At 73.3% G+C, this 21589-nt stretch carries 19 protein-coding genes and 1 tRNA gene; 11 read left to right on the forward strand and 9 right to left on the reverse strand.

What is annotated here, in order from left to right; translation table 11 throughout:
- Positions 1-184 precede the first annotated feature (184 nt).
- Entirely contained in the window at positions 185-922 is a 738-nt protein-coding gene (locus ABZ449_RS13870) for a YgjP-like metallopeptidase domain-containing protein (RefSeq protein WP_360345114.1), read from the forward strand.
- Between the two features lie 181 nt (positions 923-1103).
- Here the strand turns inward: ABZ449_RS13870 and ABZ449_RS13875 are convergent, their stop codons facing one another.
- The gene (locus ABZ449_RS13875) at positions 1104-1721 is read right to left on the reverse strand and encodes an NUDIX hydrolase (RefSeq protein WP_360345116.1); all 618 of its coding nucleotides are present in this window, start codon (positions 1719-1721) and stop codon (positions 1104-1106) included.
- On the reverse strand, positions 1718-3241 hold the full coding sequence (locus ABZ449_RS13880) for a zinc-dependent metalloprotease (RefSeq protein ID WP_360345118.1): 1524 nt from the start codon (positions 3239-3241) through the stop codon (positions 1718-1720). Before ABZ449_RS13880 ends, ABZ449_RS13875 begins: the two co-directional genes overlap by 4 nt.
- Before the next feature lie 199 nt (positions 3242-3440).
- Between ABZ449_RS13880 and ABZ449_RS13885 the strand changes: the two genes are divergently transcribed.
- The 4 genes from ABZ449_RS13885 (at position 3441) to ABZ449_RS13900 (ending at position 6756) form a co-directional block, all read left to right on the forward strand.
- Positions 3441-4589: an NAD-dependent epimerase/dehydratase family protein gene (locus tag ABZ449_RS13885; RefSeq protein WP_360345120.1), complete on the forward strand. Its 1149-nt coding sequence runs from the start codon at positions 3441-3443 to the stop codon at positions 4587-4589.
- A 171-nt stretch (positions 4590-4760) separates the two neighbouring features.
- Positions 4761-5201 carry a molybdenum cofactor biosynthesis protein MoaE gene (locus ABZ449_RS13890; protein WP_360345122.1) on the forward strand — a complete coding sequence of 147 codons (441 nt, stop codon included), beginning with the start codon at positions 4761-4763 and terminating at the stop codon, positions 5199-5201.
- Positions 5202-5412: 211 nt separating this feature from the next.
- Positions 5413-5604, forward strand: a complete 192-nt coding sequence (locus tag ABZ449_RS13895) for a hypothetical protein (protein WP_360345124.1) — start codon at positions 5413-5415, stop codon at positions 5602-5604.
- A gap of 42 nt (positions 5605-5646) precedes the next feature.
- Positions 5647-6756, forward strand: a complete 1110-nt coding sequence (locus ABZ449_RS13900) for a PDZ domain-containing protein (protein WP_360345125.1) — start codon at positions 5647-5649, stop codon at positions 6754-6756.
- A gap of 127 nt (positions 6757-6883) precedes the next feature.
- On the opposite strand, the gene ABZ449_RS13905 is transcribed toward ABZ449_RS13900, so the two are convergent.
- Entirely contained in the window at positions 6884-7456 is a 573-nt protein-coding gene (locus ABZ449_RS13905; protein WP_360345127.1) for a PPA1309 family protein, read from the reverse strand.
- A 157-nt stretch (positions 7457-7613) separates the two neighbouring features.
- On the opposite strand from ABZ449_RS13905, the gene ABZ449_RS13910 reads away from it, so the two are divergent.
- The 3 genes from ABZ449_RS13910 (at position 7614) to ABZ449_RS13920 (ending at position 13085) form a co-directional block, all read left to right on the forward strand.
- Positions 7614-10562 (forward strand): UPF0182 family protein, encoded by a 2949-nt coding sequence (locus ABZ449_RS13910; RefSeq protein ID WP_360345248.1) that lies wholly within the window; start codon positions 7614-7616, stop codon positions 10560-10562.
- Between the two features lie 76 nt (positions 10563-10638).
- Positions 10639-10712 (forward strand) — tRNA-Met (locus ABZ449_RS13915).
- A 396-nt stretch (positions 10713-11108) separates the two neighbouring features.
- Positions 11109-13085, forward strand: a complete 1977-nt coding sequence (locus tag ABZ449_RS13920) for a tetratricopeptide repeat protein (RefSeq protein ID WP_360345129.1) — start codon at positions 11109-11111, stop codon at positions 13083-13085.
- A gap of 35 nt (positions 13086-13120) precedes the next feature.
- On the opposite strand, the gene ABZ449_RS13925 is transcribed toward ABZ449_RS13920, so the two are convergent.
- Positions 13121-13534: a Fur family transcriptional regulator gene (locus ABZ449_RS13925; protein ID WP_360345131.1), complete on the reverse strand. Its 414-nt coding sequence runs from the start codon at positions 13532-13534 to the stop codon at positions 13121-13123.
- A gap of 104 nt (positions 13535-13638) precedes the next feature.
- On the opposite strand from ABZ449_RS13925, the gene ABZ449_RS13930 reads away from it, so the two are divergent.
- Positions 13639-15114 (forward strand): catalase, encoded by a 1476-nt coding sequence (locus tag ABZ449_RS13930; RefSeq protein WP_360345133.1) that lies wholly within the window; start codon positions 13639-13641, stop codon positions 15112-15114.
- Between the two features lie 200 nt (positions 15115-15314).
- On the opposite strand, the gene hisN is transcribed toward ABZ449_RS13930, so the two are convergent.
- The 5 genes from hisN to ABZ449_RS13955 all read right to left on the reverse strand — a co-directional run bounded on the left by hisN (position 15315) and on the right by ABZ449_RS13955 (position 19913).
- Positions 15315-16112, reverse strand: coding sequence for a histidinol-phosphatase (gene hisN, locus ABZ449_RS13935; protein ID WP_360345135.1), 798 nt, complete (start codon positions 16110-16112; stop codon positions 15315-15317).
- Positions 16113-16227: 115 nt separating this feature from the next.
- Positions 16228-16551: a multidrug efflux SMR transporter gene (locus ABZ449_RS13940; protein WP_360345137.1), complete on the reverse strand. Its 324-nt coding sequence runs from the start codon at positions 16549-16551 to the stop codon at positions 16228-16230.
- A gap of 127 nt (positions 16552-16678) precedes the next feature.
- The gene (rsgA, locus tag ABZ449_RS13945; RefSeq protein WP_360345139.1) at positions 16679-17731 is read right to left on the reverse strand and encodes a ribosome small subunit-dependent GTPase A; all 1053 of its coding nucleotides are present in this window, start codon (positions 17729-17731) and stop codon (positions 16679-16681) included.
- Between the two features lie 15 nt (positions 17732-17746).
- Positions 17747-19078, reverse strand: coding sequence for a 3-phosphoshikimate 1-carboxyvinyltransferase (aroA, locus tag ABZ449_RS13950; RefSeq protein ID WP_360345141.1), 1332 nt, complete (start codon positions 19076-19078; stop codon positions 17747-17749).
- Positions 19079-19187: 109 nt separating this feature from the next.
- Positions 19188-19913, reverse strand: a complete 726-nt coding sequence (locus ABZ449_RS13955; RefSeq protein ID WP_360345143.1) for a M50 family metallopeptidase — start codon at positions 19911-19913, stop codon at positions 19188-19190.
- Positions 19914-20103: 190 nt separating this feature from the next.
- On the opposite strand from ABZ449_RS13955, the gene ABZ449_RS13960 reads away from it, so the two are divergent.
- Together ABZ449_RS13960 and ABZ449_RS13965 are read left to right on the forward strand one after the other, a co-directional pair.
- Positions 20104-20856 (forward strand): SOS response-associated peptidase, encoded by a 753-nt coding sequence (locus tag ABZ449_RS13960; RefSeq protein ID WP_360345145.1) that lies wholly within the window; start codon positions 20104-20106, stop codon positions 20854-20856.
- A gap of 20 nt (positions 20857-20876) precedes the next feature.
- Positions 20877-21530 carry an alpha/beta family hydrolase gene (locus ABZ449_RS13965; protein WP_360345147.1) on the forward strand — a complete coding sequence of 218 codons (654 nt, stop codon included), beginning with the start codon at positions 20877-20879 and terminating at the stop codon, positions 21528-21530.
- Positions 21531-21589: the final 59 nt, after the last annotated feature.

Consider the following 21589-nt stretch of genomic DNA (forward strand, 5'->3'; position numbering starts at 1 on the left):
AGTTATCCACAGGTCCGTGCTCATGATCACAAGATCCGTTCGCACGCCCTGTGGATAACTGGCCATCCCCTTCGGGGTCGGTTTCCGGACACCCTCCGTCGACTTTTCGTTCCCGATCACTCCATGAAAGATTCCGGCCATGGCAGCGGACTTCTGTCCGTGGCACCGGGTAACGTCGTGTGCCATGGCAGCCGAGCGGGACTCCCATCCACCGGCGTCGCGTCGGCGTGCCCGTGCAGCGTCCGGGTCGCAGGTCGCGGCACCGAACACGCGCGGGCGTCCCGACCAGCGGCAGCAGCCGAGGCCGACCCCGCCGCAGCCGCCGCCCGCCGGCGCCACGGCCCCCGAGGCGCGCGACCGCGGCCGGGTCGAGGTGCGCCGCAGCGCCCGCCGCAGCCGTACGGTCTCCGCCTACCGCGAGGGCGACCGCACCGTCGTGCTGATCCCGGCCCGGATGTCGCATGCCGAGGAGCAGCGCTGGGTCGCGCAGATGCTGGAGAAGCTCGCCGCCCAGGAGTCCCGGCGGATCCCCGGTGACGAGGCCCTGATGGCCCGGGCCCGTGGGCTGTCGGCCGCCTACCTGGACGATCGCGCCCGGCCCAGCCAGGTCCGCTGGGTCACCAACCAGAATTCCCGCTGGGGCTCCTGCACCCCCAGCGAGGGGACGATCCGGCTCTCCCACCGTCTTCAGGGCATGCCGGAGTACGTGCTGGACTACGTGCTGCTGCACGAGCTGGCGCACCTGCTGGTGCCGGACCACGGCCCGGCGTTCTGGGCCCTGCTGGAGGCCTATCCGCGGACCGAGCGGGCCCGCGGCTACCTGGAGGGCGTGGTCTCCGCCGCCCGGCTGCCGCACATCCCCGGGGCGCGGCACGCGGACCCGGCACCGACCGGGCCGGACGCGGCAGCCTCCTGCGGCTGAGGCCGCGGCGGTGTCAGCGGGTCCGGTGGCGCCGGCGAGCCCGGCGATGCGAGCGGGCCCGGCGCCGTGCGTGGGACCGGTGATGCGAGCCGGGAGTCAGCGCATCCCGCCGGTCCGACCAGGAGGAACGACGGAAGGGGGCGCGGGCCAACAAGCCCGCGCCCCCTTCCGGTGTCACACCTCAGCCGGTCAGCCGGCGCGCCCGGGCCACCAGGTCGCGCACCGAGTGGTCGGTCAGCTCCGGCAGCCGGTCGTAGTCGAACCAGCGCAGGTCCAGCGACTCCTCGCTGATCAGCGCCTGAGCGCCGGCCGGGGCCAGCGCGATGTACTGGACGTCCAGGTGGGTGTTCTCCGGCCGGTCCTTGCCGGTGCAGCGGACCAGGTGCCGGTCCAGCTTGGCCGGCACCGGGGCGCCGTCGCTCTCCAGCAGCACCAGGTCGGGGATGCCGGACTCCTCGACGGCCTCGCGCAGCGCGGCCGAGGCGAGGCTGCCGTCACCGGGCTCGCAGTGCCCGCCCATCTGGAGCCACATGCCGACCTTGGGGTGCAGGGTGAGCAGTACCCGACCGGCGTCCGGATCGACGACCGCCGCGCTCGCGGTGATGTGCGCGGGCAGGCAGGAGCGGTACAGGCCCTCGGGCTGTGCGGCCAGGTGCTCCAGGTAGTCCAGCCGCAGCCGCTCCTGGTCCGGGTCGGCGGGCCGCCACCCGCTCAGCGTGCGGACGGCGTCCGCGTGCAGGCCGGTGGCGCGGGCGCCGGCGCCGGAGGTCCCGGTGGCGGGCGTCTCGGTCGTCGTCATGCGGTGGGCTCGCCCTTTCCGTCGGTGCCGTCCTCGTCGGTCCTCGGCTGCTCGTCCTTCTTGGTGAGGTCGGGCTTGCCGGCCGCGGCCTCGCCGAGCAGCTTGTCGAACGCGTCGAAGTCGATGCCGCCCTCCAGGTCGTCGGCGGAGCCCCGGTGCACGAAGGCGTCCGGGTCGTCCAGGTCGGCGGCGGTGGGCAGCATGTCCGGGTGCTCCCAGAGCGCGTCGCGGCCCTCGATGCCGCGGGCGTCGGCGAGCAGTGCCCAGAGCCGGGAGGCGTCGCGCAGCCGGCGCGGACGCAGCTCCAGGCCGACCAGGGTGGCGAAGGTCTGCTCGGCGGGCCCACCGGCCGCGCGGCGGCGGCGGACGGTCTCGCGCAGCGCGCCGGACTGCGGCAGGTGCGGCTCGGCGGCGGCGTGCACGACGGCGTCGACCCAGCCCTCGACCAGTGCGAGCGCGGTCTCCAGGCGGGCGAGCGCGGCCTTCTGCTCGGGGGTGTCCTCGGGCTGGAGCAGGCCGCCGGCCAGCGCCTCCTGGAGCGCCTCCGGGTTGCTCGGGTCGAGCTGGCCGACCAGTTCCTCCATCCGGGAGGTGTCGACCTTGATGCCGCGCGCGTACGCCTCGACGGCGCCCAGCAGGTGGGCCCGCAGCCACGGCACGTGGGCGAAGAGCCGCTGGTGGGCGGCCTCGCGCAGGGCGAGGTAGAGCCGGACCTCGTCGGCGGGCACGTTCAGGCCCTCGCCGAACTCGGCGACGTTCTGCGGCAGCAGCGCGGCCTTGCCGGCCGGGGCGAGCGGCAGGCCGACGTCGGTGGAGCCGACCACCTCGCCGGCGAGGGCGCCGAGCGCCTGGCCGATCTGGGTGCCGAACATGGCACCGCCCATCGAGCGCATCACGCCCATCAGCGGGCCGGCCATGGCCTGCATCTCGTCGGGCAGGACGCCGCCCATGGCGTTGCCGACCCGCTCGGCGACCGGGTCCACCAGGTCCTTCCAGACCGGCAGGGTGGCCTCGATCCACTCGGCGCGGCTCCAGGCGACGGCGGTGCCGGCCCCGGAGGGGAACTCGGTGGAGCCGTCGAGCCAGAGGTCGGCCAGGCGGACGGCCTCGGCGACGGCGGAGCGCTCGGCCGCGCTGACCGAGCGGTCCTTGCTCTTGCCCTCGGCGGGCTCGGCGACCACGCTCTGGCGGGCGATGTTCTTGGCGAGGTCCCAGTTCACCGGGCCGCCCTCGAAGGAGAGCATCTGGCCGAGCTGCTGGAAGGCGGCGCCGAGGTCGCCCGGGTTCATGCCGCCGAACATCGCGGCGAAGGGGTTGTCGGAACCGGCGCCGCCGGGGCCGCCCGGGGCGCCGGGCATGCCGAAGATCGCGCCGAAGGGGTTTCCGCCGCCGAAGCCGAACGGCTGCGGGCCGGTGCCGGACTGCTCCTGGTCCTTCTTCTTCTGCGCGTCGTCGGGCTTGGCCTTGCCGTCCTCGGGCTCCTCGGGCGGAACGCCGAATCCGAAGGGAAGGTCGCTCACGGGGTCCTCGATCCGGTCGGCCGTCATGCGGGTGTGGCGGAAAAGTCTGCGCCCGGGGCGGCGGCGGAGTTGGGGACTCGGGGGCGGCTCCCGTGCGGCAGGCCCGCGCCGGGTGCACCGCCGGGCCTTCGCCTCGGGCAGGATGGACGTACGTGACACACGTCCGTACGCACATAAAGCTAACCGTGGAGGATGGCCGGTGAGTTCCCCGCCTTCGGACGTTCGCTCTGGGCTGACCGGAGGAGAGGACGCGTCGGACACCACGGCGTCGCCGCATCCAGCCTACGGCGGACGGCCGCTGACCGTGGCGGTCACCGGTGCCGCGGGGGTGCTGGGCGAGCGGGTGGCCGCCCGGCTGGTGGCCTCCCCGCACGTGCGCAAGGTCCTCGCGGTGGACGACCGGCGCGGTGACGTGCCCGGTGTGCAGTGGCGGGTGCTCGACGTGCGCGACCCGGCGGTGGCCGAGCGGCTGGCCGGGGTGGACGTGGTGGTGCACCTGGCGATGGACTTCGGGATGGAGTCCGACGCCCGGGCCCGCAGCGCCTACAACGTGCGCGGAGCCCAGACGGTGCTGACGGCGGCCGCGGCCGCCGGGGTGCACCGGGTGGTGCTGTGCACCTCGGCGATGGTCTACGGCGCGCTGGCCGACAACGAGGTGCCGCTGGCCGAGGACTCCGAGTTGCGGGCCACCGAGGAGGCCTCCCTGGTCGGGGACCTGCTGGAGATCGAGCGGCTGGCCCGCCGGGCGCCGCGCGCCCACCCGGGCCTCCAGGTGACGGTGCTGCGCCCGGCCGTGGTGGTGGGCCCCGGCGTGGACACCGTGCTGACCCGGCACTTCGAGGCGCCCCGGCTGCTGGTGGTGGCCGGCTCCCGGCCGTGCTGGCAGTTCTGCCACGTGGACGACCTGGCGGCGGCGCTGGAGTACGCGGCGCTGGGCCTGGTGGAGGGCGAGGTGACGGTCGGCTGCGACGGCTGGCTGGAGCAGGAGGACGTGGAGCGGCTGTCCGGGATCCGGCGGATGGAGCTGCCGGCCTCGCTGGCGCTCGGCACGGCGGCGCGGCTGCACCGGCTGGGTCTGACCCCGGCGCCGGCCGGGGACCTGGCGTACACGATGTACCCGTGGGTGGTGTCCGGCAGCCGGCTGCACGAGGCGGGCTGGCGCCCGGCGCACTCCAACGAGCAGGTGCTGGCCGAGCTGCTGGAGCAGGTGTCCGGCAAGCACGCGGTGGCCGGGCGCCGACTGGGCGGCAAGGAGGCGGCGACCAGCCTGGGGGCGGCCGGGGCGACGGTGGCGCTGGTCGGTACGGCGGCGCTGGTGCGCCGGGCCCGCAAGCGGCGGCGGTTCTGACCGGCCGGTCCTGATCGGCTGGTTCCGCTTGGCCGGGAGCCGGTCGGGAGTGCCGAGGGGTCGGGAGCCGGCCGAGGGGAGGGGGCCAGCGCTTCTCACGATGCGAAATTTCGCCGTCGTGATGCGGAAAGTGCTTGCCCCGCGCCGTCCCGGATGGGGAATCATGGGGTCATGTCCGAGAACCACGACCCCATCCGCCTGCTCGCCATCCGCGACACCCCGCTCTCGCTGGACGAGGTGTACGAGGCGGTCGGCGACGACGCGGCCGGCGGCACCACCGTCTTCGTCGGGACGGTCCGGGACCACGACGGCGGCAAGTCGGTCTCGGCGCTGGAGTACAGCTGCCACCCCACCGCCGAGCAGGAGATGCGCCGGATCGCCGAGAAGGTGGTCGCCGACTTCCCGGTCCGGGCGCTCGCCGCGGTCCACCGGGTGGGCCGGCTGGAGATCACCGACAAGGCCGTGATCGTCGCCGTCTCCTGCGCCCACCGCGGCGAGGCCTTCGCGGCCGCCCGTCGGCTGATCGACGACCTCAAGCACGAGGTGCCGATCTGGAAGCACCAGGTCTTCACCGACGGCGGGGAGGAGTGGGTCGGCGCCGGCGGCTGCTGAGAGCGGTCCGGGACGACGGAACCGATCAGCACATCCGGCACGTCCGTCGGGTCAGGCGCGCCGTGGTCTCACTCCAACGGGCCCGTGAGGGTGCCCCGAATACTCCCTGGAAGTGAGCCGATCGGCCGTCCCGTAACCCGGACGGCGCCGATCGCGTTGTCCGCCGGAGTGGTTAATCTGCTCATAGACACGACGAGCTGGGAGTACTGGTATGGGTGTGCTCGCCTGGTTGATCATTCCGGTTGTCGCCGTCCTGGTCGCAGCCCTCTGGGCGGTGTGGGCCCAGCGGGAGCCGCGGGCCACCGGGGATCCGGCTTCACTCGCCGAGCACCGGCGTTTCATGGCCGCCATGGAGCGCACCACCGCGGGCGCGGCCGCCCCCGGTGAGGGCTCCGGCAGGTAGCCCGGCGGGCGTCGCCGTGGCCGCGTCCCGTACTGTCGAGGCATGCCACGCCGCTCCGCGACGATGCTCGCTGCCACCCTGCTGCTCATAGCGCTGCTCTGCGTCTCGGTGCTGATGAAGGTGCCGTACACGGAGATGAGCCCGGGGCCGACGTACAACACGCTCGGCAACCAGGGCGGCAAGCCGGTGATCAGCATCAGCGGGCACGATTCGTACCCGACGACCGGTCACCTCAACATGACCACCGTCCAGGTCACCGGGGCCAAGTACGAGCCCAGCCTGGTCAACGCGGTGGTCGGCTGGCTGCGGGACGACGTGCTGGTGGTGCCGCACGACAACGTCTACCCCAAGGGGCAGTCGGACGCGGAGGCCAAGAAGCAGAACGCGGAGGAGTTCGCCTCCTCCGAGGACAGCGCGCGCACCGCGGCGCTCAAGCAGCTGGGCGTCCCGGTCGGCAACGAGCTGATCGTCAAGTCGGTCACCGCGGGCGCCCCGGCCGAGGGCCGGCTGCACGCCGGCGACCAGATCGTGGCGGTGGACGGCACGCCGGCCGGCTCGGTGGACCAGGTGGTCGCGGCCGTCACCAAGCACAAGCCCGGCGAGTCGGTGGTCTTCACCGTCGTGCCGCGGGTCAAGGACGCGAACGGCGCCGCCGCGCCGGGCGGGAAGACCGACGTCACCGTCCCGACCGTTCGGGCCAAGGACCTCGACCCGAACGCCCCCGCCGAGCGGGCGGAGCTCGCGGTGGTGGGCATCGGCACCGGGATCCGGCACACCTACCCGTTCCAGATCGACATCGGCCTGCAGGACGTGGGCGGCCCGAGCGCCGGCCTGATGTTCTCCCTCGGCATCATCGACAAGCTCACCCCGGGCGGCGGCCTCACCGGCGGCAAGTTCGTGGCCGGCACCGGGACCATCGACGACGACGGCAAGGTCGGCCCGATCGGCGGCATCTCGATGAAGCTGATCGCCGCCCGGGACGCCGGGGCCGAGTACTTCTTCACCCCGTCCTCGAACTGCGCCGAGGCGACCAAGAACGTCCCGTCCGGGCTGACCCTGATCAAGGCGGACACGCTGGACGGTGCGCTGAAGTCGCTGGAGCAGGTCCGCTCCGGGCAGACCTCCGCGCTGCCGTCCTGCACCGCCGGCTAGCCGCGGACGCCGAGCCGGTGCCGGGCACCCGCCCCGGCAGCCACTGGGCGAGCGGCCGCCGGGGGAACCGGCGGTGCAGGGCGGGGGAGCCGGCCCGGTCAGGGAAGCCGGAGCCGGCCGGTAGGTGTCAGGAGAAGGTCGCCAGCAGTGCGTCGGTCAGGCCGGGCACCAGGTCGGGGCCGGTCAGCACCTCGCGGGCGACGTCCTTGGAACGCAGCCGCAGGGCGATCTCCTTCTTGCCGTCGCGCAGCACCGCGGCGGTGATCCGCACCTCCTCGCGCTTGGGGTGGTTGGCCACCCACTCGGCGAGCTGGGCGTCGGTGGCGCCCCGCGGACGGGACTGCTCGGCGCCCGGGGGCAGCATCAGGCGCTCGACGACCAGGGCGCAGCCGGCCACGGAGTCGGGCCAGGCGATGGTGCCGAGGAACTTGTCGAGTTCCATGCCGGCCGGCAGTTCGTCCTGCTCGATCGGGGTCAGGCCGGCCTCGTCGCCCTCGGCGAGGCCGAGCTGCTTGGCGATCTTCGGGTTGGCCTTGCGCAGGGCGGCGCTGTCCACCAGGGCGAACAGCCGGGCCGGGAGGTCCCAGCCGAGGGTGGCGGCGTACTCGTCGATCTCCAGCGCGGCCCGGGTCAGCGGGGTCGCGGCGGGGAGCTTGGAGACGTCGTCGGGGGAGTTGTTCAGTTCAGACGCGTCGGACATGCCTCAATCCTCACACGTCGGGCGGGGCCCGCCCGCCGGGCGGGCGGCTGTCGTAACCGTCTGCTAACGGTGGGAACTCGGCCAAAGCCTGGTTAAGTTTCTCTGACGACCGAACCCATTCAGCCGACACTGCCGAGGTGCCACCGTGGTCTTCCAGATGCCCGAACGCTCAGGGCCGGGTTTCCGGCGCAGGGTAGGCCCGCCCTCCCGGCGGGCGCGGGTGGCCCTGCTGACCGTGGGCGTGCTCGCGGTGCTCTTCCTGCTGTTCGTCATGTTCGCGGGCTTCTGGACGGACTGGCTGTGGTTCAAGTCGGTCCACTTCTCCTCGGTGTTCACCACCCAGCTGTGGACGAAGACCGGCCTGTTCGCGGTGTTCGGGCTGCTGATGGCGGTGATCGTCGGCTTCAACATCTGGCTGGCGCACCGGCTGCGCCCGCCGCTGTCGGCGATGTCGGTGGAGCAGCAGAGCCTGGACCGCTACCGGGCGGGCCTCGCGCCGTTCAAGCGCTGGGCGCTGATCGGCATCTCGCTGGTGATCGGCCTGGTGGCCGGCGCCGCGGCCTCCGGGCAGTGGCGGACCTGGCTGATGTGGACGAACTCGACCTCCTTCGGTGAGAAGGACGCCCAGTTCGGCATGGACGTCTCGTTCTACGCCTTCGACCTGCCGTTCTACGAGTTCGTGCTGGGCTTCGCGTTCAGCGCGGTGATCGTCTCGCTGCTGACCTCGGCGCTGGTGCACTACCTGTACGGCGGGCTGCGGCTGCAGGGCCCGGGCCGCCGGGCGAGTGCGGGCGCGCAGGGGCACCTGGCGGTGCTGCTGGGCGTGTTCGTGCTGCTGAAGGCCGTCGCGTACTGGCTGGACCGGTACGCGCTGGCGGTGAAGACCGGTTCGTACAAGGGCGTTTCCGGCTGGACGGGCCTGCGGTACGTGGACGCCAACGCGTTCCTGCCGGCCAAGACCATCCTGTTCTTCGTCGCGATCATCTGCGCGGTGCTGTTCTTCCTGACCCCGATCCGCCGCACCTGGGCCCCGGCCCTGATCGGTCTGGGGCTGATGGTGCTGTCGGCGGTGCTGATCGGCGGGCTGTACCCGGCGATCGTGCAGCAGTTCCAGGTCAAGCCGAACGAGCAGGCCAAGGAGACGCCGTACATCCAGAAGAACATCGACGCCACCCGCCAGGCGTACGGGATCGCGGACGCGCAGACCACCCAGTACACCCCGCAGGGCACCACCAACGCCGAGGCGCTGAAGCCGGACGCGCAGACCGTCGGTGACATCCGGCTGCTGGACCCGAACGTCGTCTCGCCGGCGTTCCAGTCGCTGGAGCAGCAGCGCAACTACTACGCCTTCCCGAACACGCTGGACGTGGACCGCTACGGCACCGGGCAGGACAAGCAGGACAGCGTGATCGGCCTGCGCGAGCTCGACCTCAACGGCGTGCAGCGCAACTGGATCAACGACCACTTCAAGTACACCCACGGCTACGGCGCGGTGGCGGCCAAGGGCAACCAGGTCGACGACAAGGGCCAGCCGGTGTTCACCGAGTCGGGGCTGCCGGCCACCGGCACGCTGGGCGACTACCAGCAGCGGATCTACTACGGCGAGAAGACCACCACGTACTCGATCGTGGGCGGCGCGAACAAGGAGATCGACTACACCGATCCCAAGACCGGTCAGAACGCCGAGTACACCTACACCGGTGGCAGCGGGGTCTCGCTGGACAACCCGCTGACCCGGGCCGCGTACGCGGTGCGCTTCGCCGAGCCGCAGATCCTCTACGCGGGGGCGATCACCGACGGCGCGAAGGTGATCTACAACCGGACGCCCAAGGAGCGGGTGGAGAAGGTCGCGCCGTGGCTGTCGATCGACGCCGACCCGTACCCGGTGGTGGAGGACGGCCGGGTGCTGTGGGTGCTGGACGGCTACACCACCTCGGACGGCTTCCCGTTCTCCTCGAAGACGACGCTGGGCGCCGCCACCAAGGACTCGCTGACCAACCAGCGCGGTGAGCTGCTGACCGTCGCCAACCAGGTCAACTACATCCGCAACTCGGTCAAGGCCACGGTGGACGCCTACACCGGCGAGGTGAAGCTCTACCAGTGGGACGACAAGGACCCGGTCCTGAAGACCTGGATGAAGGCCTTCCCCGGCACCGTCGAGCCCAAGGCGGACATCCCGCAGACCCTGCTGCCGCACCTGCGTTACCCGCAGGACATGTTCAAGGTGCAGCGCGACCTGCTCGGCCAGTACCACGTCACCGACGCCAACTCCTTCTTCAACGGCAGTGACATCTGGCAGGTCCCGGTGGACCCGACCAGCGACACCAAGCAGGTCCAGCCGCCGTACTACGTGACGGTGCGGATGCCGGACACCACCACCGCGAGCTTCTCGCTCACCAGCACCTTCGTGCCCAACCAGCGGCCCAACCTGGCGGCCTTCATGGCCGTCAACGCGGACCCGGGGGAGGACTACGGGAAGATCCGCATCCTGAAGATGACGGGCGAGAGCGGCGCCCCCGGCCCCGGCCTGGTGCAGTCGAAGTTCAACTCCCGCCAGGAGGTGGCCTCGCAGATCTTCGCCCTGAAGAGCGGCGGGGACGCCGAGCTGGAGTACGGCAACCTGCTGACCCTGCCGGTCGGCGGCGGACTGCTCAACATCGAGCCGGTGTACGTGCGCGGCCGCGGCGCCAAGTACCCGACGATGCAGAAGGTCCTGGCGGTGTACGGGGACGACAACGTGGCCTTCGAGGACACCCTGGAGGCCGCGCTGAAGAAGGTGTTCGGCGGGGCGCCCCCGTCGACCACCCCGACCGCGCCGTCCACGCCGGGCACCGGGACGGCCCCGATGACGCCGACCACGCCGGCGCCGGGCGCGACGGTCTCGCCGGAGCTCCAGAAGGCGATCTCGGACGCGCAGAAGGCGTACAACGACAGCCAGACCGCGATCAAGAACGGCGACTGGGCGGCCTACGGCACCGCCCAGAAGGCGCTCGGCGACGCCCTGAAGGCCATCGCGGCGGCCGGCGGCGGCACCCCGGCGCCCGCCCCGGGCGGCACTCCGGCCCCGGGCGCCACGGGCGGCGGATCGCCCAGCCCGCAGCCGTAGCCCGCGGCCGCGGCCGTTGAGCTGCGGCAACCGTTTTCCGTTCCACCCCGCGTCCGTGCTAAGGTTCAATCACCGACGCGGGGTGGAGCAGCTCGGTAGCTCGCTGGGCTCATAACCCAGAGGTCGCAGGTTCAAATCCTGTCCCCGCTACAAAGGCCAGAGGCCCGGAGGATCCTTCCTCCGGGCCTCTGGTGTTTCCCGAGCCGTTCCCGAGCCGTTCCCGAGCCGTTCCCGCCCGTTCTCGTCCGGAAGCGGCGGGAACCGCTCCGGTACTATCGACCGTCGCCAAGGAGGACGGCAGCGGGGTTTGTGGGGTTGAAGTGTCGGGAAATCGACAAAGCGCCGAAGCAATTTCGTCGGCTTCGGGTCGGCCCCGCCGGAATTCGGCCGGGGCAGGTGTACGCGGGTACTGGGTGATGCGACGATGGGACACATGGGGGACGGTGCACGGCCGCTGACCGGCCGTCGGGTCCGGCGCCTCTCCTGGTCCTCCCGGCCGCACGCCGGGGCACGATGCCGCGACACTCTGGGGGAGCGGGAGTCGGCATGAGGCTGATCGGCAAGTCAGGCGCCAAGTCCGCGGCGGCCGTCGAGGCGGACACCGACGCCTGGGCGGAGAGCGCCGAGAGCACCGCCGCCCACCCCGGAGCCCTGCCCGCCCAGCGCACCAGCGGACTGTCCGAGCGCCCCTCGACCCCGGGCTACGGGCCCGACAGCCTGGTCCACGTGTCGACCCGTCAGTTCGCCGCCGCCGTCGGCGCGTACGGCGGGCCCTCCGGCGGGGAGCCGGCCGCCGGGGCCGCGCTCGACCCGGCCGGACTGGACACGACCAGCTTCGAGACCGCCCTCGCCGCCCGCGAGTCCGCCGCGCTGGAGGCCCGCCACAGGCAGGCCGCCGACGGCGGCGACCCGGACGCCGCCTGCCGGCTCGGCACCCTGCTGCTGCGCCGCGGCGAACTGGAGGACGCCGAGCCCTACCTGCGCGCCGCCGCGGCCGCCGGGGTGCGCGCCGCCGCCAACAACCTCGGCGTGCTGCTGCACCAGCAGGGCCACCGGGCCGAGGCCGGCCAGTGGTGGCGCCAGGCCGCCGTGGCCGGTAGCGCGCCGGCCGCGCACGCGCTCGGGCTCCAACTGCGCGACCAGGGCGAGGAGGAGGCCGCCGAGTACTGGCTGCACTTCGCCGCCGACCACGGCCACCCGCTGGGCGCCTACGCCCTGGGCGACCTGATGGAGCACCGGCGGGACGTGCGCGCCGAGCGCTGGTTCAAGGTCTCCGCCGACGCCGGGCACCGGGAGGCCTCCTACCGGCTGGCCCGGATGCGCGAGGCCGCCGGGGACAAGGAGACCGCCGAGACGTGGTACCGCACCGCCGCCGCCCGCAGCCACGCCCGCGCCGCGCTGCGCCTGGGCGTGCTGCTGGAGGAGCGCGCCCGCACCGACCAGTCGCTGCTGGAGGAGGCGGCCCGCTGGTACCGGCAGGCCGCGCAGAACGGGGAGCCGCGCGCGGCCTGCGCGCTGGGCTTCCTGCTGCGCGACTCCGGGGACCCGGCGGCCGCCGCCGAGTGGTGGCAGGAGGCCGCCGAGGCCGGGGACGGCAACGCCGCCAACGCGCTGGGCGCGTTGCACGCGAGCCGCGGCGAGGCCGCCGCGGCCGAACGCTGGTACCGCGCCGCCCTCGACGCGGGCGACCAGAACGGCGCCTTCAACCTCGGCCTGCTCTGCGCCGGCACCGGCCGCGAGCAGCAGGCCGAGCAGTGGTACCGCCGGGCCGCGTACGCCGGGCACCGGGAGGCCTGCAACGCGCTGGCCGTGGTGCTGCTGCAGCGCGGCGACGAGTCCGGCGCCCAGCCCTGGTTCTCCAAGGCGGCCGAGGCCGGCAGCGTGGACGGCGCGTTCAACCTCGGCGTGCTGCACGCCGGTCGAGGCGAGCAACAGCAGGCCCAGGAGTGGTACGCGCGGGCCGCGGCCGAGGGGCACGGCGAGGCGGCCCTGCAGCTCGCGGTCGTCCAGGAGCAGCGCGGCAACCTGGGCGGGGCGCTGGAGCGCTACCGGCAGGCGGCGGCGGGGGGCTCGGCCGAGGGCGCGTTCCGGCTGGCCTCGCTGCTGGACCGGCGCGGGGACGCGGACGCCGAGGCCGAGCACTGGTACGCGGTGGCCGCCGACGCCGGGCACCGCCGGGCGCAGGTGCGGATGGGCGTGCGGGCGGCCGAGCGCGGGGCGCTGGAGATCGCGGAGAGCTGGTACCGGCGGGCGGCCGAGGCGGGCAGCCGCAGCGCCGCGTTCAACCTGGGGCTGCTGCTGGCCCGGCAGGACAGCGAGGCCGAGGCGATGCTCTGGTACACCCGGGCCGCCGACGCCGGGCACGGCCGGGCGGCGCTGCGCCTGGCACTGCTGGCGCTGCGCCGGGGGGAGCCGGTGCAGGCGGAGAACTGGTGCCGGCGGGCGATCGACTCCGGGCCGGCCGAGGTGGCCGAGCGGGCCGGGCGGCTGCTGGGCGCGCTGAGTGCCGAGTTGAGCGCGTAGGGCCGGTCCTGGCCCCGATCGGTGCGGTTCCCCGGTCAGGGGCGGCAGTTCGGGCACAGGCCGCGGTAGGTGACCTCGGCGGCGGTGACGGCGAAGCCGAAGCGTTCGGCGGCGGGGAGGGCGGCGAGCGGGTCGCCCTGCGGGTGGACGTCGCGGATCGCGCCGCAGCCCGAGCAGATCAGGTGCTGGTGGGCGCGGTGCGCGTTGGGGTCGTAGCGCTTGGCGCGGCCGTCGGTGGCGACCTCCAGGACCTCGCCGAGGGTGACGAGTTCGCCGAGCGTGTTGTAGACGGTGGCGCGGCTGATCTCCGGCAGCCGGGCCGTCGCGCGGGCGTGCACCTCGTCGGCGGTGAGGTGCACGTGTTCGCCGTCCAGGACCTCGGCCACGACCCGGCGTTGCGAGGTCAGCCGCCAGCCCCGTGCGCGCAGTCTCTCCAGCAGGTCGCTCATGTCATCCAGAGTAGGTCAGGATCCGAGTTTGGTTCCAGTGTTGACTTGGACAAAGTCCAAGTTAGGATCGTGTCATCACGACCGGACACCGCGGAGGCACTCCCATGACGACCCAGGACGAGCAGCGCCCGACCCTGACCACGGAGGCGGGTGCCCCCGTCGCCGACAACCAGAACACCGAGACGGCGGGCGTCGGGGGTCCGGCGCTCCTCCAGGACCAGCTGCTGTTCGAGAAGCTCGCGCACTTCAACCGCGAGCGCATCCCGGAGCGCGTGGTGCACGCCCGCGGCGCCGGCGCGTACGGCACCTTCACCGTGACCGCCGACGTGACGCCCTGGACCCGGGCGGCCTTCCTGTCCGGGATCGGCCGGCAGACCGAGGTCTTCCTGCGCTTCTCCACCGTGGCGGGCAACCTCGGCGCCGCCGACGCGGTGCGCGACCCGCGCGGTTTCGCGGTGAAGTTCTACACCGAGGAGGGCAACTACGACCTCGTCGGCAACAACACCCCGGTGTTCTTCATCAAGGACGCCCTCAAGTTCCCCGACTTCATCCACACCCAGAAGCGCGACCCGTACACCGGCTCGCAGGAGGCGGACAACGTCTGGGACTTCTGGGGCCTGTCGCCCGAGGCCACCCACCAGGTGACCTGGCTGTTCGGCGACCGCGGCATCCCGGCCTCGTACCGGCACATGAACGGCTACGGCTCGCACACCTACCAGTGGCAGAACGAGGCCGGCGAGCACTTCTGGGTCAAGTACCACTTCAAGACCGACCAGGGCATCCGCACCCTCACCCAGGCCGAGGCCAACACCCTCGCCGGCGAGGACCCGGACAGCCACCAGCGCGACCTGCGCGAGTCGATCGAGCGCGGCGAGTTCCCCAGCTGGACGGTGCAGGTCCAGATCATGCCGGCGGCCGACGCGGCGAACTACCGCTTCAACCCCTTCGACCTGACCAAGGTCTGGCCGCACGCCGACTACCCGCCGATCGAGATCGGCAAGCTGGAGCTCAACCGCAACCCCGACAACGTCTTCGCCGAGGTCGAGCAGTCGGTGTTCTCCCCGGCGCACTTCGTGCCCGGCATCGGCCCGTCCCCGGACAAGATGCTCCAGGGCCGCCTGTTCGCGTACGCCGACGCCCACCGCTACCGGGTCGGCATCAACGCCGACCACCTGCCGGTGAACCGCCCGCACGCCACCGAGGCCCGCACCAACAGCCGGGACGGCCACCTCTACGACGGCCGCCACGGCCGGCAGAAGAACTACGAGCCGAACAGCTTCGGCGGCCCGGTGCAGACCGGCCGCCCGCTGTGGGCCGCGACCGCCGTCGACGGCCTCACCGGCACCCACGCCGCGCCCTCGCACGCCGAGGACGACGACTTCGTGCAGGCCGGCAACCTCTACCGACTGCTCTCCGAGGAGGAGAAGCAGCGCCTGATCGGCAACCTGTCGGGCTTCATCGCCAAGGTCTCCGCCGACCGCGAGGACATCGTGGAGCGGGCGGTCGACAACTTCCGCAAGGCCGACGCCGACTTCGGGCAGCGGCTGGACGCGGCCGTCCGGGAGCTGCGCAAGCAGTAGTCACGGACCGGGAAGGGCGGCGGCCCCTTGACCGGCTCCCACTGGTCAAGGGGCCGCGACCACGCTCGGACGGCGACCACGGTCGGCCCATGGTGATGTTCGGGCCGCGACCACGGTCGGCCCATGGTGACGTTCGGACCGCGACCACGGCCGGCCTGCGGTCAGTTCGGCCCGCGACCACGGTCGGCCCGCGACCGCGCTCAGACGGAGAGCCGGTGCAGGGCCTCCTCGTGCAGCAGGCCGTTGGAGGCGACGGCGTCGGCGCCGCCGGGGCCGGGGACGCCGTCCAGGCCGGTGAAGCGGCCGCCGGCCTCCTCGACGATGATGCAGTTGGCCGCCATGTCCCACAGCGACAGCTCGGGCTCGGCGGCGATGTCGACGGCGCCCTCGGCGACCATCATGTAGGACCAGAAGTCGCCGTACGCGCGGGTGCGCCAGCAGGCGCGGGTGAGGTCCAGGAACGGGTCGAGGCGGCCGCGCTCCTCCCAGCCGCTGAGCGAGGAGTAGGAGAAGGACGCGTCCTCGATCCGCGAGACGCCGGAGACCTGCAGCCGGGAGGCCTTGGCCAGGCTGCGGCCGCCGAACGCGCCCAGGCCCTTGGCCGCCCACCAGCGGCGCTGCAGCGCGGGGGCGGAGACGATGCCGACCACCGGGCGCTCGACGCCGTCCGGGCCGTCCTCCAGCAGGGCGATCAGGGTGGCCCAGACCGGGACGCCGCGGATGTAGTTCTTGGTGCCGTCGATCGGGTCGATCACCCAGCGGCGCGGGCCGGAGCCCTGCAGGCCGAACTCCTCGCCGAGGACGGCGTCGCGCGGACGGGCGCGCTGGAGCACGTTGCGCACGAGCTCCTCGGCGGCCTTGTCGGCGTCGCTGACCGGCGTCAGGTCGGGCTTGGTCTCGATCTTCAGGTCGAGGGCGCGGAAGCGCTCCAGGGTGACCGAGTCGGCCGAGTCGGCGAGGACATGGGCGAGTCGGAGGTCGTCGTGGTAATCGGCCATGTCCGAAACCCTAGCGAGCCCGCCCCGATCGGCACAGCCGGGCTCGCGGAGCGGGACGCGGCGGGGACGGGCGCGCGCCCGCCCGGTGCGCCGTGCGGCTCGGTGCGGGTGCCGCTCAGTGGCTCGTGCCGCTGAGCTGGAGGCCGATGACCCCGGCGATCACCAGCGAGATCGAGACCAGCTTGAGCGCCGAGGTGCTCTCGCCCAGGAAGAGCATGCCGTAGATCGCGGTGCCGGCCGCGCCGATGCCCGTCCACACCGCGTAGGCGGGGCCGACCGGCAGGGTCTTCAGCGAGAGGGTGAGCAGGCCGAAGCTGCCGAGGGCGAACACGCAGAAGCTGATGGTGGGCCAGAGCTTCGTGAAGCCCTCGCTGAGCTTGAGGTTGATCGCGAAGCCGGTCTCCAGCAGGCCGGCCAGGACCACCAGGGCCCATGCCATCCGTGCCCTCCCTGTCGATCGACGGTCGGACCGCGTGTGGCCCGACTTTCCTATGATCGCCAGGTGGGCCCGCTCCGACACCTCGAACGGGCCACCAACCCCGGGCAGGGGCGGAGGGCGGCCGGACTCAGTCGGCCTCGCCCTCCTTGCTGGCCAGCAGCCGGCGCAGCGAGTAGAGCCGGGCCGCCTCGGCGTGGCCCTCGGCGACCCAGGCGTCCAGCGCGCAGTCCGGCTCGTCGTGGCTGCACGCGCGCGGGCAGTCGACGGTGCCGGGCTCCAGGTCGGGGAAGGCGTGGATGACCCGGGACGGGTCGATGTGCGAGAGGCCGAAGGAGCGGAAGCCGGGGGTGTCGATCACCCAGCCGGAGTTCAGCGCCTTCTTCGAGCCGGCCTTGGCGCCGGTCGGCGGGGGCAGCCGCAGCGCCAGCGCGGAGACGGTGGTGTGCCGGCCGCGGCCGGTGACGGCGTTGACCCGGCCGGTCTGCCGCTGGCGGTCCGGGACGAGCGCGTTGACCAGGGTGGTCTTGCCCACGCCGGAGTGGCCGATGAACACCGTGGACAGGCCGCGCAGGTGCTCCCGGACGGCCTCGGCGCCGGTGGTCTCCAGCTCGTCGCGGCGGGTGACCACGTACTTGATGCCCAGCGGGGCGTAGGAGTCCAGCAGGGTCGCTGCCGGGGCGAGGTCCGACTTGGTGAGCACCAGCAGCGGCTCCATGCCCGCGTCGTAGGCGGCCACCAGGCAGCGGTCGATCAGCCGGGGGCGCGGCTCCGGGTCGGCCAGGGCGATGACGATGGCCAACTGCTCGGCGTTGGCGACCACGATCCGCTCGTACGGGTCGTCGTCGTCCGCGGTGCGTCGCAGCACCGAGGTGCGCTCCTCGACCCGGACGATCCGGGCGAGAGTGTCGGCGTCCCCGGAGAGGTCGCCGACCAGGTTGACGACGTCGCCGACGACGACGCCCTTGCGGCCCAGCTCGCGGGCCTTCATGGCGACGACCTCGTGCTCCTGCTTCGTCCCCGGGTCGACCAGACAGGTGATCCGGCCGCGGTCGACGGTCAGCACCATCGCCTCGGCGGCGTCCTCGTGCTTGGGCCGGATCCGGGTCCGCGGCCGGGAACCCCGGCGGGCGGGGCGGTTGCGGATGTCGTCCTCGTCGGCGTCCTTGCCGTAGCGGCGCATGTGCTCAGTCTCCGCTCAGGCGCCCGCCGCCGCTTCGCCGAGCAGCTCGGACCACATCCCGGGGAAGTCGGGCAGGGTCTTGGCGGTGGTGGCGACGTTCTCGACCTCGACGCCGGGCACGGCGAGGCCGAGCACGGCGGCGGCGGTGGCGAGGCGGTGGTCCTCGTAGGTGTGGAAGATGCCGCCGTGCAGCGGGCGCGGGCGGATCCGCAGGCCGTCCTCGGTCTCGGTGACGTCCCCGCCCAGGTCGTTGATCTCCTTGACGAGCGCGGCGAGCCGGTCGGTCTCGTGCAGGCGCAGGTGGGCGATGCCGTACAGGTGGGACTCGGAGTCGGCCAGCGCGGCGACGGCGGCGATCACCGGGGTCAGCTCGCCCACGTCGTGCAGGTCGGCCTCGATGCCGTGGATCCGGCCGGTGCCGGTGAACTGCAGCCCCTCGTCGGTGAACTCGCAGGCGCCACCCATCCGGGTGTAGATCTCGCGCAGCTGGTCGCCGGGCTGGGTGGTCTGCCTGGGCCAGTCCCGCACGGTGACCCGGCCGCCGGTGACCAGCGCGGCGGCGAAGAACGGCGCGGCGTTGGAGAGGTCCGGCTCGACCACCAGGTCGCGGCCGATCAGGGCGCCCGGGGTGACCCGCCAGACGTCCTTCTCGCCGCCGTCCTCGGGGGCGTCGACCTGGGCGCCGGCCAGGCGCAGCATCGCCACGGTCATCCGGATGTGCGGCAGCGACGGGACCGGTCCGCCGACGTGGCGGACCTCGATGCCGTGGTTGTAGCGGGCCCCGGAGAGCAGCAGGGCGGAGATGAACTGGGACGAGGAGGAGGCGTCCAGCTCGACCGGGCCGCCGTCCAGCGAGCCGGTGCCGTGCACGGTGAGCGGGAAGGCGCCGCGGCCGCCGTCCTCGATCCGGGCGCCGAGCGCGCGCAGGGCGTCGATCACGCCGTGCTGGGGGCGCTCGTAGCAGCGCGGGTCGCCGTCGAAGTGCACCGGGCCGTCGGCGAGGACGGCGAGCGGGGGCAGGAAGCGCATGACCGTGCCGGCGTTGCCGACGTCGACGGAGGCCGGGCCGAGCAGCGCGGGGGCGGGGATGACCCGCCAGGCCTCGCCGCCGCCGATGCCGCCGGAGTCGTTGTTGACCTTCTCCTCGATGGTGACCCCGAGGGCGCGCAGGCCGTCGGCCATCAGCTGGGAGTCGCGGCTGCGCAGCGGGCGCCGCACCCAGCCCGGCCCGTCGGCGAGTGCTGCCAGCACCAGGGCCCGGTTGGTGACCGACTTGGAGCCGGGGATGGTGATGGTGGCGTCGACGGGGCTGGTCGCGACGGGGGCGGGCCACAGGGTCTCGGTCATGGGGCAAGTCTAGGGGCCGTGGACGAACCCCCGGCGTCGGTCACGGCGGCGGGACGGTGCCGGGCCGCTGCCGGCGGGCGGCCGTCGGCGGGCGGCGGGCGGCCGTCGGCTAGCGCAGGGGCTGGAGCAGCCAGGCGGCGCCGAGGGCGAGGCAGGCGAGGGCGACGAGCAGGAAGACGGTGACCCAGGCGAGGGCGGGGACGTGGGTGAGCCGGGCGAGCTGGTCGGCGTCGGAGTCGCGGGCCCAGCCGATCCGGCGCTGGTGCTGGAGCTCCAGGACGGGGCGGACGGCGCCGAAGAGCAGGAACCAGCAGCCGAGGTAGGCGAAGCCGGCCTGGACCTCGGCGCTGCCGAACCAGGAGACCAGGAAGAAGGCGCCGCCGGCGACCAGCACGCTGAGGAAGCCGAAGGCGTTGCGGATGCGCAGCAGCAGGGCGAGCAGCAGCACGATCGCCAGCCAGAGCAGCAGGGTGATCCGGTCGGCGGCGAGCAGGGCGGCGCAGCCGAGGCCGAGCAGGGCGGGGGCGGTGTAGCCGGCGGCGGTGGTGAGGACCATGCCGGGGCCGGTGGGGCGGCCGTAGGAGAGGGTGAGCCCGGAGGTGTCCGAGTGCAGCCGGATGCCGGTCAGCTTGCGGCGGGTGGCCAGGGCGGCCAGGCCGTGGCCGCCCTCGTGGGCGATGGTCACGGCGTTGCGGGCGACGTGCCAGAGCGGGCGGGCCAGGACGGTGAGCAGGGCGGCGGCCGCGGTGGCCAGGACCAGCCAGCCGGGCGGGGCGCTCTGGGTGCCGGTCACCTGGTTCCACAGGTCGCCGAGGGTGTGGTCGTTCGCGTTCATCGGTGTCTCTCCGCCTCCGTCCGCCGCACTGGGTCGTCGCACTGGGTCGTCGCGTCGGGTCGTCGCGTCGGGTCGTCGCGTTGGGCCGTTCGGGGCAGCCTCCCATGCGGGGACGGGCGCCGGGCGGCGGGCGGTTCTGGTCCGCTGATGAAGAGGTCGTGAGGACCGGTGGCATGGCAAGCTGGCCCGCATGTGCGGTCGGTTCGCAGCCAGCAACAAGCCCGAGGACGTCGTCGAGCTGTTCGACGTCGAGCACTGGGATCCGGAGGAGACCCTGGATCCGAACTGGAACGTCGCGCCGACCGATGGCGCCTTCGTGGTGCTGGAGCGGCTGGGCAAGGAGCGGCCGCGGCCGGTGCGGCAGCTGCGGGTGCTGCGCTGGGGGCTGGTGCCGCAGTGGTCGAACTCGCCCGAGACGGCGGTGAAGATGATCAACGCCCGGTCGGACACGGTGCACGAGAAGCCCTCGTACCGGCAGGCCTTCGCCGCGCGCCGGTGCATCCTGCCGGTGGACGGCTACTACGAGTGGCAGACGGTGCCGGGGGAGCGCGGCAAGGCCCGCAAGAAGCCGTACTTCGTCTCCCGGGCCGATGGCACCCCGCTGGCGCTGGCCGGGCTGTACGAGTTCTGGCGCAACCGGGCGGTGCCGCCGGGGCACCCGGAGGCCTGGCTGGTGACGTTCACGATCGTCACCACGGACGCCGAGGAGGCGCTGGCGCCGATCCACGAGCGGATGCCGCTGTTCCTGGACCCGGCGGACTGGGACGAGTGGCTGGACCCACGGCTGACCGACCCGGACGGGCTGCGCCGGCTGCTGATACCCCCGCCGCCGGGCGCGCTGCTGGCCACCCCGGTGTCGCCGGCGGTCGGCAGCATCCGCAACAACGGCCCGGAGCTCAAGGAGCCGTGGACCGAGGTCGAGTACGAGACCACCCTGTTCTGACCATGCTGGGAGTCACCGCGATGAGCACCACCGAACCGGTCCCGACCGAACCGGTCCCCACCGAGGCCGGGGAGGCCCGGATCAGCTACCACCGCGCCGCGGAGCCCAGGGCGGTGCTGGCGCTCGGCCACGGTGCGGGCGGCGGGATCGAGGCCCGGGACCTGGTGGCGCTGGCCGGGAGGCTGCCGGCCCGGGGGATCACCGTGGCGCTGGTCGAGCAGCCCTGGCGGGTGGCGGGCAAGAAGCTCGGCCCGGCGCCGAGGACGCTGGACCTCGGCTGGCGGCCGGTGGCCGAGAGGCTGGCCGGGCAGGGGGTGCCGCTGGTGGTGGGCGGGCGCAGCGCGGGGGCGCGGGTGGCCTGCCGGACGGGCGCGCGGACCGGGGCGGTCGGGGTGGTGGCGCTGGCGTTCCCGCTGCACCCTCCGGGCAAGCCGGAGAAGAGCCGGGCCGAGGAGCTGCTGGAGTCCGGGCTGCCGACGCTGGTGGTGCAGAGCGCCGCGGATCCGTTCGGCGGGCCGGCGGAGTTCCCGGAGCTGCCGGCGGGGCACGAGCTGGTGGCGGTGCCGTACGGCAGCCACGGGTTCGAGGTGCCCAAGCGGGCGCCGATGGGGCAGGACGAGGTGCTGGACCTGATCTGCTCGGCGGTGGGGGACTGGGTGCTGCGGCTGGTGTGAGGCCGGGGGCGGCGAGTCGGGGCGGCCCTGCGGGCCGTGAGCCCTACGGCCCGTGAGCC

The organism is Kitasatospora sp. NPDC005856 (assembly GCF_040629945.1).
Taxonomy (GTDB): Bacteria; Actinomycetota; Actinomycetes; order Streptomycetales; family Streptomycetaceae; genus Kitasatospora.

Bases quoted from the DNA above. Each gene is read 5' to 3' on its own strand.
- ABZ449_RS13910 (WP_360345248.1), top strand. From the start codon at position 7,614: ATGCCCGAACGCTCAGGGCCGGGTTTCCGGCGCAGGGTAGGCCCGCCC.
- ABZ449_RS13900 (WP_360345125.1), top strand. From the start codon at position 5,647: ATGCCACGCCGCTCCGCGACGATGCTCGCTGCCACCCTGCTGCTCATA.
- ABZ449_RS13925 (WP_360345131.1), bottom strand. From the start codon at position 13,534: ATGAGCGACCTGCTGGAGAGACTGCGCGCACGGGGCTGGCGGCTGACC.
- aroA (WP_360345141.1), bottom strand. From the start codon at position 19,078: ATGACCGAGACCCTGTGGCCCGCCCCCGTCGCGACCAGCCCCGTCGAC.
- ABZ449_RS13960 (WP_360345145.1), top strand. From the start codon at position 20,104: ATGTGCGGTCGGTTCGCAGCCAGCAACAAGCCCGAGGACGTCGTCGAG.
- ABZ449_RS13965 (WP_360345147.1), top strand. From the start codon at position 20,877: ATGAGCACCACCGAACCGGTCCCGACCGAACCGGTCCCCACCGAGGCC.
- ABZ449_RS13870 (WP_360345114.1), top strand. From the start codon at position 185: ATGGCAGCCGAGCGGGACTCCCATCCACCGGCGTCGCGTCGGCGTGCC.
- ABZ449_RS13890 (WP_360345122.1), top strand. From the start codon at position 4,761: ATGTCCGAGAACCACGACCCCATCCGCCTGCTCGCCATCCGCGACACC.
- ABZ449_RS13905 (WP_360345127.1), bottom strand. From the start codon at position 7,456: ATGTCCGACGCGTCTGAACTGAACAACTCCCCCGACGACGTCTCCAAG.
- ABZ449_RS13920 (WP_360345129.1), top strand. From the start codon at position 11,109: ATGAGGCTGATCGGCAAGTCAGGCGCCAAGTCCGCGGCGGCCGTCGAG.
- ABZ449_RS13930 (WP_360345133.1), top strand. From the start codon at position 13,639: ATGACGACCCAGGACGAGCAGCGCCCGACCCTGACCACGGAGGCGGGT.
- ABZ449_RS13955 (WP_360345143.1), bottom strand. From the start codon at position 19,913: ATGAACGCGAACGACCACACCCTCGGCGACCTGTGGAACCAGGTGACC.
- ABZ449_RS13940 (WP_360345137.1), bottom strand. From the start codon at position 16,551: ATGGCATGGGCCCTGGTGGTCCTGGCCGGCCTGCTGGAGACCGGCTTC.
- rsgA (WP_360345139.1), bottom strand. From the start codon at position 17,731: ATGCGCCGCTACGGCAAGGACGCCGACGAGGACGACATCCGCAACCGC.
- ABZ449_RS13895 (WP_360345124.1), top strand. From the start codon at position 5,413: ATGGGTGTGCTCGCCTGGTTGATCATTCCGGTTGTCGCCGTCCTGGTC.
- hisN (WP_360345135.1), bottom strand. From the start codon at position 16,112: ATGGCCGATTACCACGACGACCTCCGACTCGCCCATGTCCTCGCCGAC.
- ABZ449_RS13875 (WP_360345116.1), bottom strand. From the start codon at position 1,721: ATGACGACGACCGAGACGCCCGCCACCGGGACCTCCGGCGCCGGCGCC.